At 72.9% G+C, this 18,463-nt stretch carries 19 protein-coding genes; 11 read left to right on the top strand and 8 right to left on the bottom strand.

Annotation, left to right across the window (positions count from 1 at the left end):
* Nucleotides 1-7 precede the first annotated feature (7 nt).
* Entirely contained in the window at nt 8-1,129 is a 1,122-nt protein-coding gene (locus ACN27C_RS06085; RefSeq protein WP_121685808.1) for a glycosyltransferase family 9 protein, read from the top strand.
* Here the strand turns inward: ACN27C_RS06085 and ACN27C_RS06080 are convergent.
* A complete protein-coding gene (locus ACN27C_RS06080) occupies nt 1,104-1,976 on the bottom strand; it encodes a glycosyltransferase (protein ID WP_120572024.1) in 873 nt (290 codons plus the stop codon). The two genes, ACN27C_RS06085 and ACN27C_RS06080, sit on opposite strands and share 26 nt — an antisense overlap.
* Nucleotides 1,973-3,901 (bottom strand): D-glycero-beta-D-manno-heptose 1-phosphate adenylyltransferase, encoded by a 1,929-nt coding sequence (gene rfaE2 / locus ACN27C_RS06075; protein ID WP_422750684.1) that lies wholly within the window; start codon nt 3,899-3,901, stop codon nt 1,973-1,975. The genes ACN27C_RS06080 and rfaE2 overlap by 4 nt, the downstream gene beginning before the upstream one ends.
* 123 nt (nt 3,902-4,024) lie before the next feature.
* On the opposite strand from rfaE2, the gene ACN27C_RS06070 reads away from it, so the two are divergent.
* Nucleotides 4,025-4,582, top strand: a complete 558-nt coding sequence (locus ACN27C_RS06070; protein WP_121685807.1) for a type 1 glutamine amidotransferase domain-containing protein — start codon at nt 4,025-4,027, stop codon at nt 4,580-4,582.
* Nucleotides 4,583-4,636: 54 nt separating this feature from the next.
* Complete coding sequence (locus tag ACN27C_RS06065; RefSeq protein WP_252449878.1) at nt 4,637-6,304, top strand: MDR family MFS transporter; 1,668 nt, start codon at nt 4,637-4,639, stop codon at nt 6,302-6,304.
* Here the strand turns inward: ACN27C_RS06065 and ACN27C_RS06060 are convergent, their stop codons facing one another.
* Nucleotides 6,305-6,796 (bottom strand): NUDIX domain-containing protein, encoded by a 492-nt coding sequence (locus ACN27C_RS06060; RefSeq protein WP_393159361.1) that lies wholly within the window; start codon nt 6,794-6,796, stop codon nt 6,305-6,307.
* 100 nt (nt 6,797-6,896) lie between these two features.
* Here ACN27C_RS06060 and ACN27C_RS06055 point away from each other — a divergent pair, with 100 nt between their 5' ends.
* Nucleotides 6,897-8,531 (top strand): fatty acid--CoA ligase, encoded by a 1,635-nt coding sequence (locus ACN27C_RS06055; protein ID WP_358171389.1) that lies wholly within the window; start codon nt 6,897-6,899, stop codon nt 8,529-8,531.
* 180 nt (nt 8,532-8,711) lie between these two features.
* Here ACN27C_RS06055 and ACN27C_RS06050 read toward each other — a convergent pair whose 3' ends face one another.
* The 4 genes from ACN27C_RS06050 to ACN27C_RS06035 all read right to left on the bottom strand — a co-directional run bounded on the left by ACN27C_RS06050 (nt 8,712) and on the right by ACN27C_RS06035 (nt 12,214).
* A complete protein-coding gene (locus ACN27C_RS06050) occupies nt 8,712-9,725 on the bottom strand; it encodes an NADPH:quinone reductase (RefSeq protein WP_091414663.1) in 1,014 nt (337 codons plus the stop codon).
* Between the two features lie 51 nt (nt 9,726-9,776).
* On the bottom strand, nt 9,777-10,445 hold the full coding sequence (locus ACN27C_RS06045; RefSeq protein WP_422750683.1) for an HAD family hydrolase: 669 nt from the start codon (nt 10,443-10,445) through the stop codon (nt 9,777-9,779).
* Between the two features lie 31 nt (nt 10,446-10,476).
* Nucleotides 10,477-11,325, bottom strand: a complete 849-nt coding sequence (locus ACN27C_RS06040) for an SCO6745 family protein (protein WP_422751580.1) — start codon at nt 11,323-11,325, stop codon at nt 10,477-10,479.
* Nucleotides 11,326-11,464: 139 nt separating this feature from the next.
* Nucleotides 11,465-12,214 carry an FKBP-type peptidyl-prolyl cis-trans isomerase gene (locus tag ACN27C_RS06035; RefSeq protein WP_262015373.1) on the bottom strand — a complete coding sequence of 250 codons (750 nt, stop codon included), beginning with the start codon at nt 12,212-12,214 and terminating at the stop codon, nt 11,465-11,467.
* A gap of 63 nt (nt 12,215-12,277) precedes the next feature.
* On the opposite strand from ACN27C_RS06035, the gene ACN27C_RS06030 reads away from it, so the two are divergent.
* Nucleotides 12,278-12,670 carry a PPOX class F420-dependent oxidoreductase gene (locus ACN27C_RS06030; RefSeq protein WP_120572015.1) on the top strand — a complete coding sequence of 131 codons (393 nt, stop codon included), beginning with the start codon at nt 12,278-12,280 and terminating at the stop codon, nt 12,668-12,670.
* A gap of 49 nt (nt 12,671-12,719) precedes the next feature.
* Here the strand turns inward: ACN27C_RS06030 and ACN27C_RS06025 are convergent, their stop codons facing one another.
* Nucleotides 12,720-13,739 (bottom strand): Ku protein, encoded by a 1,020-nt coding sequence (locus ACN27C_RS06025; RefSeq protein ID WP_422750682.1) that lies wholly within the window; start codon nt 13,737-13,739, stop codon nt 12,720-12,722.
* 87 nt (nt 13,740-13,826) lie between these two features.
* Here ACN27C_RS06025 and ligD (ACN27C_RS06020) point away from each other — a divergent pair, with 87 nt between their 5' ends.
* The 6 genes from ligD (ACN27C_RS06020) (at nt 13,827) to ACN27C_RS05995 (ending at nt 18,393) form a co-directional block, all read left to right on the top strand.
* Complete coding sequence (ligD, locus tag ACN27C_RS06020; protein ID WP_422751579.1) at nt 13,827-14,765, top strand: non-homologous end-joining DNA ligase; 939 nt, start codon at nt 13,827-13,829, stop codon at nt 14,763-14,765.
* A complete protein-coding gene (gene ligD, locus ACN27C_RS06015; RefSeq protein WP_422750681.1) occupies nt 14,755-15,669 on the top strand; it encodes a non-homologous end-joining DNA ligase in 915 nt (304 codons plus the stop codon). Before ligD (ACN27C_RS06020) ends, ligD (ACN27C_RS06015) begins: the two co-directional genes overlap by 11 nt.
* 76 nt (nt 15,670-15,745) lie before the next feature.
* The gene (locus tag ACN27C_RS06010; protein ID WP_422750680.1) at nt 15,746-16,465 is read left to right on the top strand and encodes a TIGR03089 family protein; all 720 of its coding nucleotides are present in this window, start codon (nt 15,746-15,748) and stop codon (nt 16,463-16,465) included.
* 353 nt (nt 16,466-16,818) lie between these two features.
* Nucleotides 16,819-17,676: a GNAT family N-acetyltransferase gene (locus tag ACN27C_RS06005; RefSeq protein ID WP_422750679.1), complete on the top strand. Its 858-nt coding sequence runs from the start codon at nt 16,819-16,821 to the stop codon at nt 17,674-17,676.
* Nucleotides 17,669-17,965 carry a hypothetical protein gene (locus ACN27C_RS06000; protein WP_422750678.1) on the top strand — a complete coding sequence of 99 codons (297 nt, stop codon included), beginning with the start codon at nt 17,669-17,671 and terminating at the stop codon, nt 17,963-17,965. The genes ACN27C_RS06005 and ACN27C_RS06000 overlap by 8 nt, the downstream gene beginning before the upstream one ends.
* 86 nt (nt 17,966-18,051) lie before the next feature.
* Nucleotides 18,052-18,393: a type II toxin-antitoxin system HicB family antitoxin gene (locus tag ACN27C_RS05995; RefSeq protein ID WP_422750677.1), complete on the top strand. Its 342-nt coding sequence runs from the start codon at nt 18,052-18,054 to the stop codon at nt 18,391-18,393.
* The last annotated feature ends 70 nt before the right edge of the window (nt 18,394-18,463 follow it).

The raw sequence follows: 18,463 nt of genomic DNA, 5'->3' as shown, positions 1-18,463 counted from the left end.
GGGCCGCGTGACCAGCTCAGCGGTGCTCGGCCCGGTCGGCGAGCGCGTTCCGGACGTCGAACGGATCGCCGTGCTGCGCGCCAACGCGCTCGGTGACTTCATCTTCGTGCTGCCGGCGCTCGACGCGCTGCGGTCCGCGTATCCGTCGGCGGAGATCGTGCTGCTCGGCGCGCCGTGGCACGCGGCGCTCTGGCGCGACCGGCCCGGCCCGGTGGACCGGGTGCTGGTGGTGCCGGCGGCGCCGGGCATCCGCGACCCGGGGCCCGGCGAGTCACCCGGTGACGTGCCGGCGTTCCTGGCCGCCGCCCGCGCCGAACGGTTCGACCTGGCGTTGCAGGTGCACGGCGGCGGCGCCAACTCGAACCCGTTCGTCGCCGGGCTGGGCGCCCGGGTCACCGCCGGCCTGCGGGCCGAGGGCGCGCCGCCGCTGGACCGGTGGCTGCGCTACGTCTACTACCAGCACGAGGTGATCCGCTACCTGGAGGTGGCCGCGCTGGTCGGGGCGCCCGCCACCACGATCACCCCGGCGCTCGCGATCACCGCCGCCGACCGGGCGGAGGCCGCCGCCGTGCTCGGCGAACCCACCCGGCCCCGGGTCGCGTTGCACCCGGGCGCCACCGACACGCGGCGCCGCTGGCCGCCGGAACGCTTCGCCGAGGTCGCCCGCGCGCTCACCGGAGACGGGTACGAGGTGCTGGTCACCGGTACGCCCGCCGAGCAGGAGACGGTCGACGCGGTGGTGGCGGCGGCCGGAGTGCCGGTGCGCCCCCAGGTCGGCACGCTCGGCCTGGGCGCGCTGGCCGCCGCGTACGCGGACTGCGCGCTCGTGGTCTCCAACGACACCGGCCCGCTGCACCTCGCCGCCGCCGTGGGCGCGCCGACGGTCGGTGTCTTCTGGGTCGGCAACCTGATCAACGGGGCGTCGCCGCTGCGTGGGCGGCACCGCCCGATCGCCGCCTGGACCACTCTCTGCCCGGTCTGCGGCGTCGACTGCACGCCCGGGATCTACCCGCACCGGCCGGGCGACGGGGAGTGCCCGCACCGCGTGTCGTTCGTGGCCGACGTGCCGGCCGCCGAGGTGGTCGAGGCGGCCCGCGAGCTGCTCACACCTCCGCAGGCGACTCGCTGAGCACCACTTCCCACGCCTCCACGTCGCGTTCGGTGACAGTGGTCGGTGACTCCAGGTGGTACGCCCCGCTGGGCAGGACACCGGCGCCGCCGTGGCGCTCCAGCACGGCGAGTTGCGCGGCGACGTCCTCGCCCTGGTGCCGCTCGGGCAGCCGCTCCCAGAAGTCGAAGCCGCCGGAGTCGACGAGCTTGGCCCGGTCGTAGAGCACGCACCCGCCGATCCAGGAGACCTTGTACGCCCGCCACTCGCCCGCCGCCAGGTCCAGCTTCTCGGTGACGTGCAGCAGGTTCGCCGCCGGGTGGATGGACGCCCGGTGCCATTCCGGCGTGCCGGGCTGGATGCGTTCCGGCACCGGCGGCCCGGTCCACTCCTCGTAGTGCTGGTGCGTCTCCGGGCGGACGTCGTCGGCGTAGGAGAGCCCGTGCACCGCGTTGCCCACGAACCCGCAGCCCAGCTCGTCCAGCGCGGTCACCAGCCGGGACAGCGCACCCGGCTCCAGCCACACGTCGTCGTCGAGGCAGAGCACGGCGTCGGCCGCCGACTGGGCCAGCAGGTAGGACCGGTGTTCGGCCAGGCCGCGCCGGGGCAGCCGCCGGGTCAGCAGCACCGGGTGCCCCCGGTGCCGCAACGCCCGGACCATGGTGGCGGCGGCCGGGTGGGCGTACGCGGGCTCGCCGTCGGACTGGTCGCTGACCACCACCCCGAACCCGGGTACGCCCTCCTGGGCGGCCAGCCCGGACAGCGTGACAGCCAGTTCGGCGGGCCGGTTGCGGGTGGGGATCAGCACGTCGAGCCGCCGGTGCTGCCGGAACCGCCCGGGCGTGCCCGGGTCGAGCGGACGGGTCACGCCGGCCTGCCCTCGCCCACGGCGGGGCTGTGCTGCTGGTCGGGCACGGACTCACGGCTCTCGCTCATGCTGTGCCGGTCTGGCATGGCCTCACGGCCCTCGCTTCGCTCGGTGCGTTCGCTCATGCTGTGCGATTGGGCGCGGATCCGGTCGATGATCGCCGAGGTGGAGCGGTCCGGCACGTACCCGAGCGTGCGCACCTGCCCGCCCAGCCGCCGTACCAGCGGCGCCTCCGGCACCATCTCCGGCGGGTAGTCGCCGCCCTTGACGTAGACGTCGGGGCGGACCGCCTCGATCAGCCGGGCCGGGGAGTCCTCCTCGAAGACCACCACGTGGTCGACGCAGGCCAGCGCCGCCAGCAGGGCGATCCGGTCCTCGACCGGGTTGACCGGCCGGTCCGGGCCCTTGAGCCGCCGTACGCTGCCGTCCGAGTTGACCGCCACGATCAGCAGGTCGCCGAGCGCGCGGGCCTGGGTCAGGTAGCGGACGTGCCCCGGGTGCAGCACGTCGAAGCATCCGTTGGTGAACACCACCGACCGCCCGGCCTGCCGGTGCTCGTCCACCAGCGCGGCCAGCTCGTCGGCGCCGACCAGCGCCGGATGCCCGCCCTCGTCCGCGCCGGTGCCGAGCGCGGCCAGCAGATCCTGCCGGCGGCACACGCACGTGCCGGTGTCGGCGACCGTGATGGTGGCGGCGAGCTGGGCGAGCTGGGCGGCGGTGGGCAGGCCCGCGTCGGCGGCGAGCGCCAGCGTCATGGCCGCCAGGTACGCGTCCCCGGCGCCCACCGCGTGGCTGGCCGGGACCGGGGTGCTGTGGCTGCGCCGGGGCTCGCCCTCGGCGCCACCGACCACAGCGCCCTCGGTGTCCAGGGTCACCGCCACCACGTCGGCGCCGGTGTGCTCGCGCAGCTCGGGCAGGCGGGACTCGGCCAGCACGGCCCGGTCGACGCCGGTGCCGGCCGCCGCGCTCACCGTCACGCCGGTCCCGGTGACGCTCAGCCCGTCGCCGGTCAGCGCCACCCGCTCCTCGCCGGGCGTCGGCTCGCCGGTCGGGCCGGTCGGGGCCTCGGCGGCGGGCGTACCGGAGGTCGGGTGCGGGCTGCCCGGTACGCGCTCACCGGATCCGCCGGGCGCGGCGCCCACCATCAGCTCGGACGGGCCGTCGGCCTCCGCCGGGTGGTTCAGGTGCAGGTCGTCGCCGCCGGGGACGGCACCCCGTTCGGCGTGCGCGAACCCGGCGGCGGCGCGGGCCAGCAGCCGGGTCGCCTCGGCGAAGCTCGGCGTCACCACTGTCGGGTTCAGTCCGCGCCAGTCGGCCAGGTCGTGCGCGTCGAGCGCCACGGTGCCGTACCGGTCGCGGTTGGCGACCAGCCAGGCGCGTACCGCCGAGGGCAGCGCGCCCAGGCCGTAGTCGCAGACGACGAGCGTGAGCGGCTGACCGCCGGCCACCGCGCGCAGCTCCTCGGTGGCGCAGTGCAGCGCGGTCAGCAGGCGGGCCACCCCGTCGGCGTCCAGCCCGTCCTCCGGGCCGCCGGAGTCCTCGCGGAGCAGGATCTGGTTGCCGGCGAGCATCCGCCGCTTGACCGGCGTGGGCCGGCCCGGCTGGCTCACCGTACGGTCCCAGACCGCCGCCCGGTCCAGGCAGTCGTGCAGTTCGTCGCCGGCCACGTCGGCGCCGACCGGGGCGACGAGCGCGGCCCGGCCGCCGAGCGCCGCGACGTTCACCGCCGTGTTGGCGGCGCCCCCCGCCGCGGAGATCCGCCGCCGCAGGGTGAGGACCGGTGCGGGCGCCTCGCGGCAGAGCCGCTCCGACTCGGCGAACCGCCACTCGTCCAGCATGGCGTCCCCGACGACCAGCACGGGACGCTGCTGCCAGCTCGCCACCACGGTGGCGAGCCGGCGCTCTTCCGCTGCTGCTCCTGCCATGCCTCTGCGGATCCCCCCGGGCCGTCTGGCCAAACATGGTGCGACGCGGGCCACCCGATGCGTCCGGTTTCGCGGCATCGGGCGGGGGAACCGTGCAGACGTACCCCGGAGAGGAGAAGCAGCATGGCAGCGACACTTCAGGGCAAGCGCATCGCCTTCCTGGCCGCCGACGGCGTCGAGGAGGTCGAGTACACCAAGCCCCGGGAGGCGGTGGAGAACGCCGGCGCCCAGGTCGAGCTGGTCTCCATCGAGTCCGGCACGATCCAGGCCTTCAACCATCTCGACCACGGCAAGCAGTACCAGGTCGACGTCACCACCAAGGAGGCGGACGCCGGGGCGTACGACGGCCTGGTCCTGCCCGGTGGCGTGGCGAACCCCGACTTCCTGCGTACGGACCCGGAGGCGGTCCGGTTCGTCAAGGCGTTCTTCGACGCCGGCAAGCCGGTGGGCGTGATCTGCCACGGCCCGTGGACGCTCGTCGAGGCGGACGTGGTGCGGGGCCGCACCATCACCTCCTGGCCGAGCCTGCGCACCGACCTCACCAACGCCGGCGCGAACTGGGTCGACCAGGAGGTCGTCACCGACAACGGGCTGGTCAGCAGCCGCAAGCCGGACGACCTGCCGGCGTTCTGCGCCAAGATCGTCGAGGAGTTCGCCGAGGGGCGGCACACCGCCCGCTGAAAACTCACAGTCCCACCGGGGGCATGATCCGCCCCCGGTGGGATAGGAAGCGGGATGACCGCCCAGGCCGCCCGTCCCGCGTTGCCCGCCCGCCAGATCCGCCTGCTGATGTTCGGTCTGATGACCGGCATGCTGCTGGCGGCGCTGGACCAGACCATCGTCGGGACCGCGCTGCCGACCATCGTCGGCGAGCTGGGCGGCATCAACCACTACTCGTGGGTGGTCACCGCGTACCTGCTGGCCTCGACCGCCTCGACACCGCTGTACGGCAAGATGGCCGACCTGTACGGGCGCCGGCCGGTCTTCCTGTTCTCCATCGGGATGTTCCTGCTCGGCTCGCTGCTGGCCGGGCTGTCGCAGAACATGACCCAGCTGATCGTCACGCGCGGTGTGCAGGGCCTGGGCGCCGGTGGCCTGATGACGCTGGCGTTCACCATCATCTCGGACGTGGTGTCGCCCCGGGAGCGTGGCCGCTACCAGGGGTTGTTCGGCGCGGTGTTCGGCGTCTCGTCGGTGGCCGGACCGCTCGTCGGCGGCTACTTCGCGGAGAACAACTGGCGGTGGATCTTCTACATCAACGTGCCGCTGGCGATCCTCGCCATCGTGGTCTGCTGGCACGTGATGCGGCTGGTGCCGTTCGAGCGCCGGGAGCACACAGTCGACTGGATCGGCGCGGCGCTGCTGGTCGCCGGCGTGAGCTGCCTGCTGCTGGCGCTGAGCTGGGGCGGCGCCGAGTACGCCTGGGGCTCCGGCGTGATCGTCGGGCTGTTCGTCGCGGGCGCGGTGCTGGGCGTGCTGTTCGTCGTCCAGGAGGCCCGGACCAAGGAGCCGATCCTGCCGCTGCGGCTGTTCCGCAGCGCCACGTTCGCGCTCGCCAACGGCGCGGGTTTCGTGCTCGGCCTGGTGATGTTCGGGTCGATCATCTTCATCCCGCTCTACCTCCAGATCGTCAAGGGCGCCTCGCCGACCCGCAGCGGTCTGCTGATGCTGCCGATGATGGCCGGCGTCATCGTCACCTCGGTGCTCACCGGCCGGGCGATGAGCCGGATCGGCAGGTACAAGTGGTTCCCGGTGGCCGGCGCGGCCGTGCTGGTGGTCGGCATGCTGCTGTTCCAGCAGCTCCAGGTGGACACCACGCTGTGGGCCGCGTTCGGCTACATGGTGGTGATCGGCGTCGGGCTGGGCCTGTGCATGCAGTCGCTGATCCTGGCCGTGCAGAACGCGGTGAGCGTCCGCGACCTGGGCGCGGGCACCTCGTCGGCGACGTTCTTCCGGTCGCTCGGCGGTTCGTTCGGCGTGGCCATCCTCGGCGCGGTGCTGTCGTCCCGGCTCACCGCCGAGATGTCCGCGCGGCTGCCCGGCGCGCTGGCGCAGCTCCCGCCGGAGCAGCGGGCCGCGGTGACGGCCGGCGGGGACTTCTCGATCAACGACCCGGCGGCGATCCTCGCGCTGCCCGCCCCGGTACGCGCCGCCGTCCAGGCCGCGTTCGTCGAGTCGCTGCACCTGGTCTTCCTGACCACCGGGCTGATCGCCGTGATCGCCGTCCTGGTCACCCTGGCCATGCCGAACCTCCAGTTGCGCGGCACCGGCCCGCAGGGCGCCACCGGCGGCGCCGACCCGCTCGGCGGGAAGGCGCCCGCGCCCGGCGGCAAGCCGCTGACGAAGGAGTCGAAGGACGAGGCCGCCGCAGACATGGAGGCGAAGTCGCAGACGATGCTGTGACTACTTGAGGATCAGCCGGTTGGTCTGCTCGAACACGTCGAGGTCGGCGAGCGTCTCGTGCACGCTCGACGACAGCGGGTGCGGGAAGTCCGCCGGGTGGAAGAAGCCGGAGTCGGTGGTCTCGTCGGTGAACCGGGCCAGTTCGCCGTCCCACTCGTCGACGCGGAACGCCGTGGTGAAGACCTGGTACGTGTGCCCGTACATGTTGGTCTGGGTGCGGTCCGGGCCGGTGTAGAGCGCGAACGCGCTGACCCGCAGCGCGCGCAGCCCGGTCTCCTCGCGGACCTCCCGGACCGCGCAGTCGGCGATCGACTCGCCGAGTTCCATGGCGCCGGCCGGCAACGCCCACTGGCCGTTGTCGGAACGTTGGATCAGCAGCACCCGGGCGGCGTTGTCGCGCACCACGGCGCGGGCGCCGACGAACATCAGGGTGCGGTCACCGGCCAGGGCGCGGAGCTGCCCCACGTACGAGTCGGCCCACGAGATGCTCACCCGGACAATCTACGCATCATCCGTGATCACCTCGGCGAATCCGGGGGGTTCCGCAGATGTGACCGCCGCCACTACTTTGTTACCCATGCGTAGCACGATGATGGATGCCCCTCTCCAGGTCGCCCGGATCCTCGAACACGGCTCCACCGTGCACGGTGCGGCGGAGGTGGTCACCTGGACCGGTGCCGAACCCCGCCGGATGACGTACGCGGAGGTCGGTCGCGCCGCAGCCCGGCTGGCCCACGCGCTGCGCGACGAGTGCGGGGTGACCGGCGACGAGCGGGTCGGCACGTTCATGTGGAACAACAACGAGCACCTGGTGGCGTACTTCGCCGTGCCGAGCATGGGCGCGGTGCTGCACACGCTCAACATCCGGCTCTTCCCCGACCAGGTCGCCTACATCGCCAACCACGCGCAGGACCGGGTGGTCCTCGTCGACACCACGCTCATCCCGCTGCTCGCCCGGGTGATCGGCGAGATGACCACCGTGGCGCACGTGGTGGTCGTCGGCGGTGGCGACCCGGCCCCGCTGCTGGCCGCGGCCGGCGACCGGATCACCGTGCACCACTGGGACGCGCTGCTGGCCGACCGTCCGGACCACTTCGACTGGCCGGAGGTGGACGAGCGCGACGCCGCGGCCCTCTGCTACACCTCCGGGACCACCGGCAACCCCAAGGGCGTCGCCTACTCGCACCGCTCGATCTACCTGCACTCGCTCCAGGTCTGCATGCCGGAGGGCTTCGGGCTCGGCCCGAACGACCGCGAGTTGGCGATCGTGCCGATGTTCCACGCCATGTCGTGGGGCCTGCCGTACGCGGCGTTCCTCTCCGGCGCCTCGCTGATCATGCCGGACCGGTTCCTCCAGGCCGAGCCGATCGCCGCGATGATCGCCGCCGAGCGGCCCACGCTCGCCGGTGCGGTGCCGACCATCTGGACCGACCTGCTGGCCTACCTGGACGCGCACGAGGTGGACCTCTCCTCGCTGAAGGAGGTCATCGTGGGTGGTTCGGCCTGCCCGCCGTCGCTGATGCACGCGTTCCACGACCGCTACGGCATCGACGTCATCCACGCCTGGGGCATGACCGAGATGTCGCCGCTGGGCTCGGTCTCCCGGGCGCCGGCGGGTGCCACCGGCGACGACGCGTGGCGCTACCGCTACACGCAGGGCCGCGTACCGGCGGGCGTGACCGCGCGGATCGTCGGCCCGCTGGGCGAGCCGCTGCCCGCCGACGGGTCGTCGGTGGGTGAGCTGGAGGTACGCGGGCCGTGGGTGACCGCCCGGTACATCGGCGACGACGCCCCGGATCCGGAGAAGTTCCGGGACGGCTGGCTGCGTACCGGTGACGTCGGCACGCTCTCGCCGGACGGCTACATCACGCTCACCGACCGCGCGAAGGACGTGATCAAGTCGGGCGGGGAGTGGATCTCCTCGGTCGAGCTGGAGAACGCCCTGATGGCCCACCCGGCGGTGCTGGAGGCGTGCGTGGTGGGCGTACCGGACGAGCGCTGGGACGAGCGGCCGCTGGCCACTGTGGTGGTCCGCGAGGGCGCCTCGGTCACCGCGGAGGAACTGCGGGACTTCCTCGCCGGCTCGGTGGCCCGCTGGCAGTTGCCGGAGCGGTGGGCGTTCATCGACGCGGTGCCGAAGACCAGCGTCGGCAAGTTCGACAAGAAGGTGGTGCGCTCGCGGTACGCCGACGGCGGGCTCGACGTGCGGGAACTGACCGCGTCGTAACGTTTCGCGGCGTACCGTCGCCTACACGGGCAGGAACATGTTTCCAACGGGCATTCCTCCCAGAGGGCGGCCCCGGCGTTCGCACCGCGCCGGGGCCGCCCGTCCGTTACGGGGTGACCCGCACCGTCATTGTTGCGAAACTTGTTCGCGTCTGTCCGGCTGTCGGGGAAATCCGGTCGCCTACTCGTCGGCGGTGCTCACCAGCACCTTGCCCACCACGCTGTCCTGCACCGCCTGCTGTGCGGCGGCGGCCTCCGCCAGCGGATACCGGTGCAGCGGCAGGCCGGCCTCCTCGCCGACCCGGATCGCGCCCTGCGCCACCGCCGCCGCGATGTCAGTGACCGCCTGCGCCTTCGCCACCTTCGGCGCGGTGTAGATCAGCACGAACTGCCAGCGCGCGTTCGGGACCATCAGCGGCCGGATCGGCAACGTCACCTCGTCGCCGCCGTCGTCGGCGTACACGCAGACCGCCCCGCCGGTGCGCAGCATCCGTACGTCGGCGGCGGCGTTGCGGGCGGCGGACACCTCGACGATCGTGTGCACCCCGTCGGGCGCGACCTTGCGGACCTCCTCGACCACGTCCTGCTCGCGATAGTTGATCACGAAGCTGGCCCCGGCCGCCGCCGCGAGCTGCGCCTTCTCCGGGCTGCTCACAGTGGTGATCACACACGCGTCGGCCCAGCGGGCGAGCTGGATCGCCGCGTTGCCCACCGCGCCCGCGCCGCCCTGCACCAGCACCACGTGGTCGCTCAACGCGCCCGCGTGCAGCTTGTCCGGCATGAACTCACCGGCGGTCAGGCAGCGGTGCGCGGTCATGAACGGGATACCGAGCGCCGCACCCAGGTCGAACGAGGCCGGACCGAGCGGCACCGCGTGCCGGACCGGGACCAGCGTGTACTCGGCGGCGGTACCCCACGGGCGCTGCCACGCCGCCTCCCACACCCAGACCCGCTCACCGATGAGCGTCCGGTCCACGCCCTCGCCGACCGCCTCGACCACCCCGGCGCCGTCCTGGTGCGGGATCTGCCAGCCGGCCGGCAGCGGCCACGCCTGGCGGGCCTTCCAGTCGGTCGGGTTCACCCCCGACACGGCCATCCGCACCAGCACCTCGCCCGGCCCAGGTTCCGGCACCGGCCGTTCGACCACCTGGAGCACCGAGGCGTCCCCGCTGCGCTCGTACACGATCGCCTTCATCGCTGTCCCCTCACCGTCGTCGCGTGATGGCGCTACCCCGCCGCCTACCGATCATTCCGCCGGCCGCCCGCCGAGTGACTCGACCACCTCGGGCGTGAGCGCGCCGATCGAGGGGAGCAGCACGGCCGCGAGCGCCTCCGCGTCCGGATCGAGCGGGTACGAGCCGTGCGGCACCGCCACCACCCGGCACCCGGCGGCGGCCGCCGAGCGGACCCCGTTCGACGAGTCCTCCACCGCCACGCACCGGCCCGGGTCGACGCCCAGCCGCTGCGCCACGGCGAGCCACACGTCGGGCGCGGGCTTGCCCCGGGCGGTCTCCTCGGTCGACAGCGTCGCGCCGAACGCGCCGGCCAGGCCCGTCGCGTCCAGCGCCGCCGCGATCAGCCGGGTCGGCGAGGAACTGGCCAGCCCCAGCGGCCACCGCGCGGCCATGCCGCGCACGACCGCGTCGGCGCCGTCGATCAGCGGTACGCGCTGCGCGTACCGCCGGGCCATCTCGGTCACCACCTCCGTGGCGACCTGCTCGGCCGACCTGTCCACGCCCAGCTCACCGCTCAGGTAGCCGGCCCACTCGGCGGTGCTCATGCCCATCAGCCGACGCTGGGTGTCCGGCTGCCAGGTGCCACAGTGCTCGGCCACGTACGCCCGCCGGACCTCCTCCCAGACCGGCTCGGAGTCCACGATCACGCCGTCCAGGTCGAAGAGCACCGCGTCCACCATGCCGCCATCCTGCCCCAGCCGGCGGCCGGACTCACCGCGGCAGCGCCGCTCCGGCCGAACGCTGCGCCGGAAGGCCGATCGGGGCCTTCGCCGGGATGATCGTGCGACAGCGCGTCGCGATCGGTTCCAGCAGCTCCCGCAGCCGGGCGGTACGCTCCGCGCCCAGCGCCCGCCACGGACCCGACGCGGCCCGGTCGGTGGCCTCCTCGACCACGCGGAACGTGTCCGTGGCGTACGGCGTGGGGCTCAGGTCGGCGGTCAGCCAGCCCTTGTCCACCAGGCGCTGCTCGGCGGCGGTCCACTGCTCGTCGGTCCAGCCCCGGGCCGGCTGGTGGAACTCGCGGGACTGGTCGACCCGGCACCGCCAGGCCACCACCTCGACCGGTTCCAGCCCGGTGGTGACCAGCGCCGCCACGTGCCCGTCGCCTCGGTGCTCGCGCAGCGTCGCGGCGGCCTGCCAGAGCCGGGCAAGCGGGTATTCGCCCCGGGGCAGGGCGGCGTTCACCGCGCCGAGCACCCGCCCGGCCGTGTCCACCCGCCCGGCCGCCTCCTCCAGCAGGTCGGCGGCCTCGACCAGGTGCGATTCGGGCAGCTCGTAGGTGAACTCGGCGAGCGCCTGCACGCCACCGGTGAGCCGGGCCCGCAGCGCCTCCTCCGGGGTGGCCAGACGCCACACCGACGGCAGGGCGCGGGCCACCATGGCCGGCGCGAAGCTGAAGAACGCCGCAGTCACCGCCGGCGCGTCGACCGCCCCGAGCGGCGCGGCCCGGCCGGCGAAGTAGCCGCGCCAGTAGCCCCGCAGCCCGACCGCCTCGAACGCGGCCCGGGCCCGGGGGTGAAAGTAGGTCACCGCGTGGACCGGCTCGTAGAGCGTCCACATCTGCCGGGTCACCCCGGCCTCGTCCAGCGCCGCCACGTGCACCTCCGCGTCGGTGGGCAGATCACCACGGGCGGACGTGCCGCCCGTGGTGACCATGAACCTACTGCCGCTGGGTGACCGGACGGAAGCCCGGAGTGATCTACTGCGCAGCGAGCACGTCGACGACGAAGCGCAGCGGCCCGGCCGGACGACCGCCCGCGGCATCGTTGCCGTACGCCAGCTCGGCCGGGAGGTCCAGCTGGACCCGGCTGCCCACCGGCACGCCGACCAGGCCCTGGTCCCAGCCCTTGATGACCTGGCCCACGCCGATCTGGAAGGTGGCCGGCTGGCCGTTGTCCCAGGACGCGTCGAACTGCTTGCCGTCCTTGTAGAACACGCCCACGTAGTTCGTGGTGATGTTCTGACCCGCCTTCACCGCCGGCCCGGTGCCCTTGACGAGCGTGGTGACAGTGAGCTTCTTCAGCTCACCGGTGCCGGCCTGCACGGTCGGCTTGGTCTTCAGCGCCGGGTCGATGCCGGCGGGCAGCTCCTGGGCGGGCGCGGTGGGCTCGGCCGGTGCGGTGGGGCTGGCCGAGGAGCCGGCGGTGGACGCCTTGTCGTCGTCCCCGCTGTTCAGCCAGACCAGGCCGCCGACCAGGGCCACCACCGCGAGCACGCCCACTGCCGCGCCGAGGATCGACTGCCGTCGGCGACGCGCCTCGGCTGCCTTCTTCTCGGCCAGCTGGGCGGCCAGCCGCCGCTGTGCCTTGGTGGCCGGGGCCTGGCCCGCCGACCGGTTCTCCACACGCTCGCTCACGTCGACTCCCTGCAGGGTGGGTGGGTGCGCCCCCGGCGGGCCGCCGCCGAGGCCAGCGCACACGGTACCCGCCCGGAGCCCCAGCGTGCCCATACGGCCACCACGATCCGGACACGAAGCCCGATACGAGGGCACCGCGCGGGGTAGTTTCCGACCATGGCGATCCTCAACGAAGAAGACCTGGCCCTGCTCGGCGAGCCGCAGCTAGCGCACGTGGCGACGGTCGAGGCCGACGGCACCCCGCACGTCACCCCGGTCTGGGTGGACACCGACGGTGAGCACGTCGTGTTCAACACGGCCAAGGGCCGGCAGAAGTACCTGAACATGTCCCGTAACCCGGTGGTCGCGGTGTCGGTGGCGGACAAGGCCGACGACTACCGCACTCTGTGGATCAAGGGCACCGTCGAGTTCGTCACCGAGGGCGCCGACGAGCACATCGACCGGATGGCGAAGAAGTACCTGGGCCAGGACACCTACCCCTGGCGCCGCCCCGGCGAGGAGCGCGTCATCGTCCGCGTCACCCCGACCGAGAAGCTCGGCCGCGGCTGAGCGGTGCGGGCCCCGTCGTCCATCGGGGGCGGGGCCTTCGCCGTACGCGTCAGGCGCTCTTCTTCGCGGCCGTCTTCTTCGCCGGGGCCTTCTTCGCGGCGGTCTTCCTGGCCGGTTCGGCCTTCTTCTCCGCCGCCTTCTTCGCGGGCGTCTTCTTGGCCGCGGTCTTCTTGGCCGGTTCGGCCTTCTTCTCCGCGGTCTTCCTGGCCGGCACCTTCTTCGCCGCCTTCTTCGCGGATCGGGCCGACGAGATCGGGGTCGGCTCGGCCCCGCCGCCGGACGGCGCCTCGCCCCGGGCCGCCCGGGCCCGCTCGACCGACGCCTTCAGCGCGGCCATCAGGTCCACCGCGGCGGCGGGCGCGGCCTCTTCCTCCTCCGGCTGCACCACCTCGCGGCCCTCGACCTTCGCGTCGATGACCTCCTGCAACGCCGCCCGGTAGTCGTCGGTGAACGCGTCCGGCTCGAACTCCCCGGCCATCGAGTCGATGAGCGAACTGGCCATCGCCAGCTCCGGCGGGCGCACCTTCAGGTCCTCGTCCAGGAAACCGAAGTCCGGCCGGCGGATCTCGTCCGGCCACAGCATCGTGTTGAGCAGCAGCACGCCCTCACGGACCCGCAGCGTGGCCAGCTGCTCGCGCTGGCGCAGCGCCACCTTGACGATCGCCACCCGCTCCGAGTCGGACAGCGCGTCGCGCAGCAGCACGTACGGCTTCGTCGCCGAGCCCTCCGGCTCCAGGAAGTACGCCTTGTTGTAGAGGATCGGATCGACCTGCTCGGCCGGTACGAACTCCAGCACGTCGATCGCGTGCGACGTGCTCAACGGCAGGTCGGCGAAGTCGGAGTCGGTGAGGATGACCATTTCGCCGCCGCCGATGTCGTATCCCTTGGCGATGTCGTCGTAGGTGACCTCCTCGCCGCAGACCGAGCAGGTGCGCTTGTAGCGGATCCGGCCGCCGTCCTCACGGTGCACCTGGTGGAAACGGATGTCCTTCTCCTCGGTGGCCGAGTAGACCTTCACCCCGATCGACACCAGGCCGAACGACACCGCTCCTTTCCAGATCGCCCGCATTCCCGCGCTCCTCTCCCCGGTTGACCACCAGAATCGCAAACGATCGAACGGGACGCACGCGCTTCCGTGCGCAACTACAGTCAGGAGGTGCCCGGCGCGCCGTTGAAGCCGATGCTCGCGACGACCGGGCAGCTCCCGGCCGGCGCCGCCTGGTCGTACGAGTTCAAGTGGGACGGCGTACGCGCGCTCGCCGACATCTCCCGCGGCGACCGGCACTTCTACGCCCGCTCCGGCGTCGAGATCACCACCGCGTACCCGGAACTGCTCAACCTGGCCGAGCAGGTCGACGACGCGCTGCTCGACGGCGAGGTGGTCCTCTTCACCGACGGGCAGCCCTCGTTCACCGCGCTCGCCGAGCGGATGCACGTGCGCAACCCGGCCAAGGCGGCGCGGCTGGCGGCGACGGTACCCGTCACGTACATGATCTTCGACGTGTTGCGGCTCGACGGCGTCGACCTGACCGCCCGGCCGTGGCGGGAGCGGCGGGCGGCGCTGGAGTCGCTCGGGCTCGGCGCCGCCCGGTGGGCGGTGCCGCCGGTCTTCGCCGACGGCCCGGCCACCTACGCGGCGGCCGGCGAGCACGGGCTGGAGGGGGTGATGGCCAAACGGGTCGACTCGCTCTACCGGCCCGGCGTGCGGTCGCCGGACTGGGTGAAGGTCAAGCTGGAGGTCACCGCCGACTTCGTGGTCGGCGGCTGGCGGCCCGGCGCGCGGCGCGTCGGCGGCCTGCTGGTCGGCGTGCCCGGCCCGGACGGTCGGCTGATCTACCGGGGGCGGGTCGGTGGCGGGATCGGCGCGGCGATCGAACGGGAACTGCTGCGCGAGCTGGAACCGCTGCGCGTCACCGACTCGCCGTTCGCCGCCGGTGTGCCGCGCGAGGATGCCCGGGGCGCGATCTGGGTAACTCCCCGGATCGTGGTGGAGGTCAAGTACGGCCAGCGCACGCCGGACGGCCGGCTGCGCTTCCCGCGCATCCTGCGCCTGCGCCCGGACAAGCCGCCCGAGGAGGTCGACGATGCCGTCTGACCGGTTCAAGGTCGAGGTCGAGGGGCGCTCGCTGGAGTTGTCCAACCTGGACAAGGTGCTGTTCCCGAAGGCCGGCTTCACCAAGGGCGAGGTGATCGACTACTACACCCGGATCGCCCCGGTGCTGCTGCCGCACCTGCGCGACCGCGCGCTGACCCGGATCCGGTTCCCCAACGGCGTCGACGGCGGCTCGTTCTTCGAGAAGAACGCACCCGCCGCGACCCCCGGTTGGGTACGTACCGAGAACCTGCCCGCCCCCGGGTCGACGAAGGGGCGGGAGACCATCGACTACGTGGTCTGCGACGAACTCCCGACGCTCGTGTGGCTGGCCAACCTGGCCGCGCTGGAGCTGCACACTCCGCAGTGGAAAATCGGCGCCCACCCGGACATGATGGTCGTCGACCTGGACCCGGGCGCCCCGGCCGCGCTCAAGCAGTGTTGCCAGGTGGCGGTGCTGATGCGCGACCGGCTGGCTTCCGACGGGATCTCCTCGTTCCCCAAGACGTCGGGGAAGAAGGGCATGCAGCTCTGCTGCCCGATCGCCGGTACGCAGGACGCCGAGATCGTCTCCGACTACGCCAAGCGGATCGCGCAGGAGCTGGAGCAGGCGCACCCGAAGCTGATCGTGTCGAAGATGGCGAAGAACCTGCGCCCCGGCAAGGTCTTCATCGACTGGAGTCAGAACAATGCGGCGAAGACGACAGTGGCGCCGTACTCGCTGCGGGCCCAGTCGGTGCCGTCGGTGTCGACGCCGCTGACCTGGGACGAGGTCGAGGCCGGGGCGACGGGGAAACGGCCGTCGACGCGGCCGTACACGGCGGGTGAGGTGCTCAAGCGGGTGGAGAAGCAGGGCGACCTGCTGGCCCCGCTGCTCGACGGCGGTCCCGAACTGCCCGCGCGCTGACCCGGGCTGCTTCGGCTGCGCCGGACGGGCGGCTCGGACGGTTAGGGTGGGCGGACCGGCAGACAGGAGCCCGCGCATGGCCCACCAGGCAACCGTCGCCGTCACGCCCGACGCGGTCGGATACCCGCTGCTCAGCTACCACGACGACGCGACCGGGGAACGCACCGACCTCACCGCCGCGCAGCTCGGCGAGTGGACCGCCCGCAGCGCCGGACTGCTGCGCGACGGATGCGGACTGCGCCCCGGTGACCGGGTGGCGGTGCTCCTGCCGCCGCACTGGCGTACCGCCGCGGTGCTGCTCGGGGCCTGGTCGGTCGGGTTGACGGTCTCGTTCCGGCCCCGCGCGCTGGCCGGGCTGCCGGTGCTGGAACCGGGCGCGGACCGGCCGTACGACGCGGTGTTCGTGACCCCGGAACGCCTCGACGACTGGTTGGAGGATGTGCCCGAGGGGACGCACCGCTATCTGGTGGGCACCGGGCCGGACCTGCTCGCCGAGCTGCCGCCGGGCTGGCTGGACTGGTCCGCCGAGGTGCTGCGGCACCCGACCGACCCGCCGGACTACACAGCCGTCGACCCGTCCGACCCGGCCACGCCGGACGGCACCAGCTTCGGCGCGTGGCGCCGCCTGGCCGCCGAGATCGCCACCCAGCTCGCCCTGCACCCGGGCGACCGCCTGGTGATCGACCCGACCGAGGACGAGCAGCCCCTGAAGTGGCTCCTGGCCCCCTTGTCCGCCGGAGCCACGATCTTGATCCACGCCAACCCCACCCTTACCCCCTCGCCGCCGTCTCGCTGATCTTGCAGTCGCGGCCCTCTCGGTGCCGGATTTATGGCTCTTGCCGGGGCCACAACCGCAAGATCAACGGCGTGGGGGTGGGGGCGGAGCGAGTTGCGGCGTTCAGGCGTGCACCTTGGGGGGCCCATACCCGTTCGCCGGGCCATCCTCGGCGGCATGTCCCGTCGATCTTGGAGTTGTGGCACCTCGTGTAAGCCGCTAAGCGGGCATCTGAGGCGCCACAACTCCAAGATCGACGAGGGGGCGGTCGGGCGGGAGGGTGGGGAATGTGGTTGACCTTCACGGTTGGGGTGGGGCCTACTGCCTCGGGGAGCTGGACCGTGGGGTCGGGCTCGGCGGTGGCGGGAGTGGGCGTGAGCGGGATCGATGGGCTGGTCTGGCGGGAGTTCGGCGAGGACGACCTGCCCGCGTTGACCGGGCTGGCGCAGGCGTGTCTCGCCACTGACGGCGGGTTGCCGCTGTTCGGGCGTACCCCGTTGGCACGGGCGCGGCTGCTGCAGACGCGTACCCACGGCGCCTGGTCGGGCGACGACCTGGTCGCGGCCGTCGGGGTCGGCACGGCGCGGACGCCGGCCACCGCCACCGGCCTGGTGCACCCGGCGTGGCGCGGGCGCGGGCTCGGCGGCGCGCTGCTGGACTGGGCGGAGGGGCAGGCGGGCGACGCGGGCCTGCTGGTCACCACGGAGACGTGGAACGCCGCCGCGGAGGAGTTGTTCGCGGTGCGCGGCTACACGCGGACGTTCCTGGAGTGGGTGCTGCGGCACGACCTCGACGCGCTGCCCGAGGTCACGGCGCCGGACGGCGTGACTGTGGAGCAGGCCACGCTGGGGCCGGAGCTGTTCGCCACCTACCGCGCGTCGTTCGCCGACCGGCCCGGATTCGTCGAGCCCGAGGCCGGCGAGTGGCTGGGCGACCTGCGTGACGACGAGGACTTCCGCCCGGAGCTGACGCTGCTCGCGCGCGGCCCGGACGGTGAGGCGGCCGGCTTCGTCACAGTGCTCGACGACTGGATCGACCAGGTCGGCGTGGTGCCCGGGTGGCGCGGGCGGCGGGTCGGGGCGTACCTGGTGGCGCGCGTGCTGCGCGGCCTCGCCGACGCGGGCGCGGAGGCCGCGTGGCTCTGCGTCAACGACGACAATCCGGCGGCCGGCCTGTACCGGCGGCTCGGCTTCCGCGACTTCGGCCGTCGCGCCCGCTACCTCCGTGCCTGACCCGACCCGGGCGGCGATCGTGCGGGCACTCGCCGACCTGTGGGCGAACGGCTGCCCGGTGCCCGCGCCCGAGCACCAGGAACGGCTCGCCGACGTGGGCGTGCGCCGCTGGCGCAGCGTCGCGCGCCGGCACCGGGGGCGGCGGCTCAGCACGGACCAGCGCATCCAGGATCTGGTACGCGGACTGGTCGCCGCGTTCGAGCCGGACCGTGCGCTGGTCGGGCCGCTGGTACGCGACTACGAGTGCGTGGCGCGCGCCATCGCCGACGTCATGACGTCGGCCGAGTAGCGCCGTCGCGTCCCGCGCTAGTGGTACTGCTTGCGGTATCAGGTACGTCAGGTGCTCAAGGCGATCGACAAGAAGGAGGCCATGTGATGTCCGAGTTCCGTCCCGAAATCTCGCACTACACCTACCGCGTCACGTGGTCCGCCGACGATCAGGAGTTCGTCGCCACCTGCGCGGAGTTTCCGTCTCTGTCGTGGCTCGCGACCTCGCAGATCGAGGCGCTGCAAGGGCTCCAAGAGATGCTGCGTGAGGTGATCGCCGACATGGCGGAGCAGGGCGAGCAGATCCCCCAGCCGCTGTCCGAGCGCACTTACTCGGGCAAGTTCAACCTTCGGGTCGGCGAGAGCCTGCACCGCGAACTGGCCATCCATGCCGCCGAGGAGGGCATGAGCCTCAACCAGTACGTGCTGCGGAAGCTCAGCGCCGCCTGACCTGTCCCAAGGTGGCGGACTCGCCGGGGTCTGTTGCGGATGCCCATTGACGTGGTCTTATGGCGGGACG

This window comes from Micromonospora sp. WMMD1219 (assembly GCF_049315215.1).
Classification (GTDB): domain Bacteria; phylum Actinomycetota; class Actinomycetes; order Mycobacteriales; family Micromonosporaceae; genus Micromonospora; species Micromonospora tulbaghiae.
This window is presented reverse-complemented; position numbering and strand designations above follow the sequence as displayed.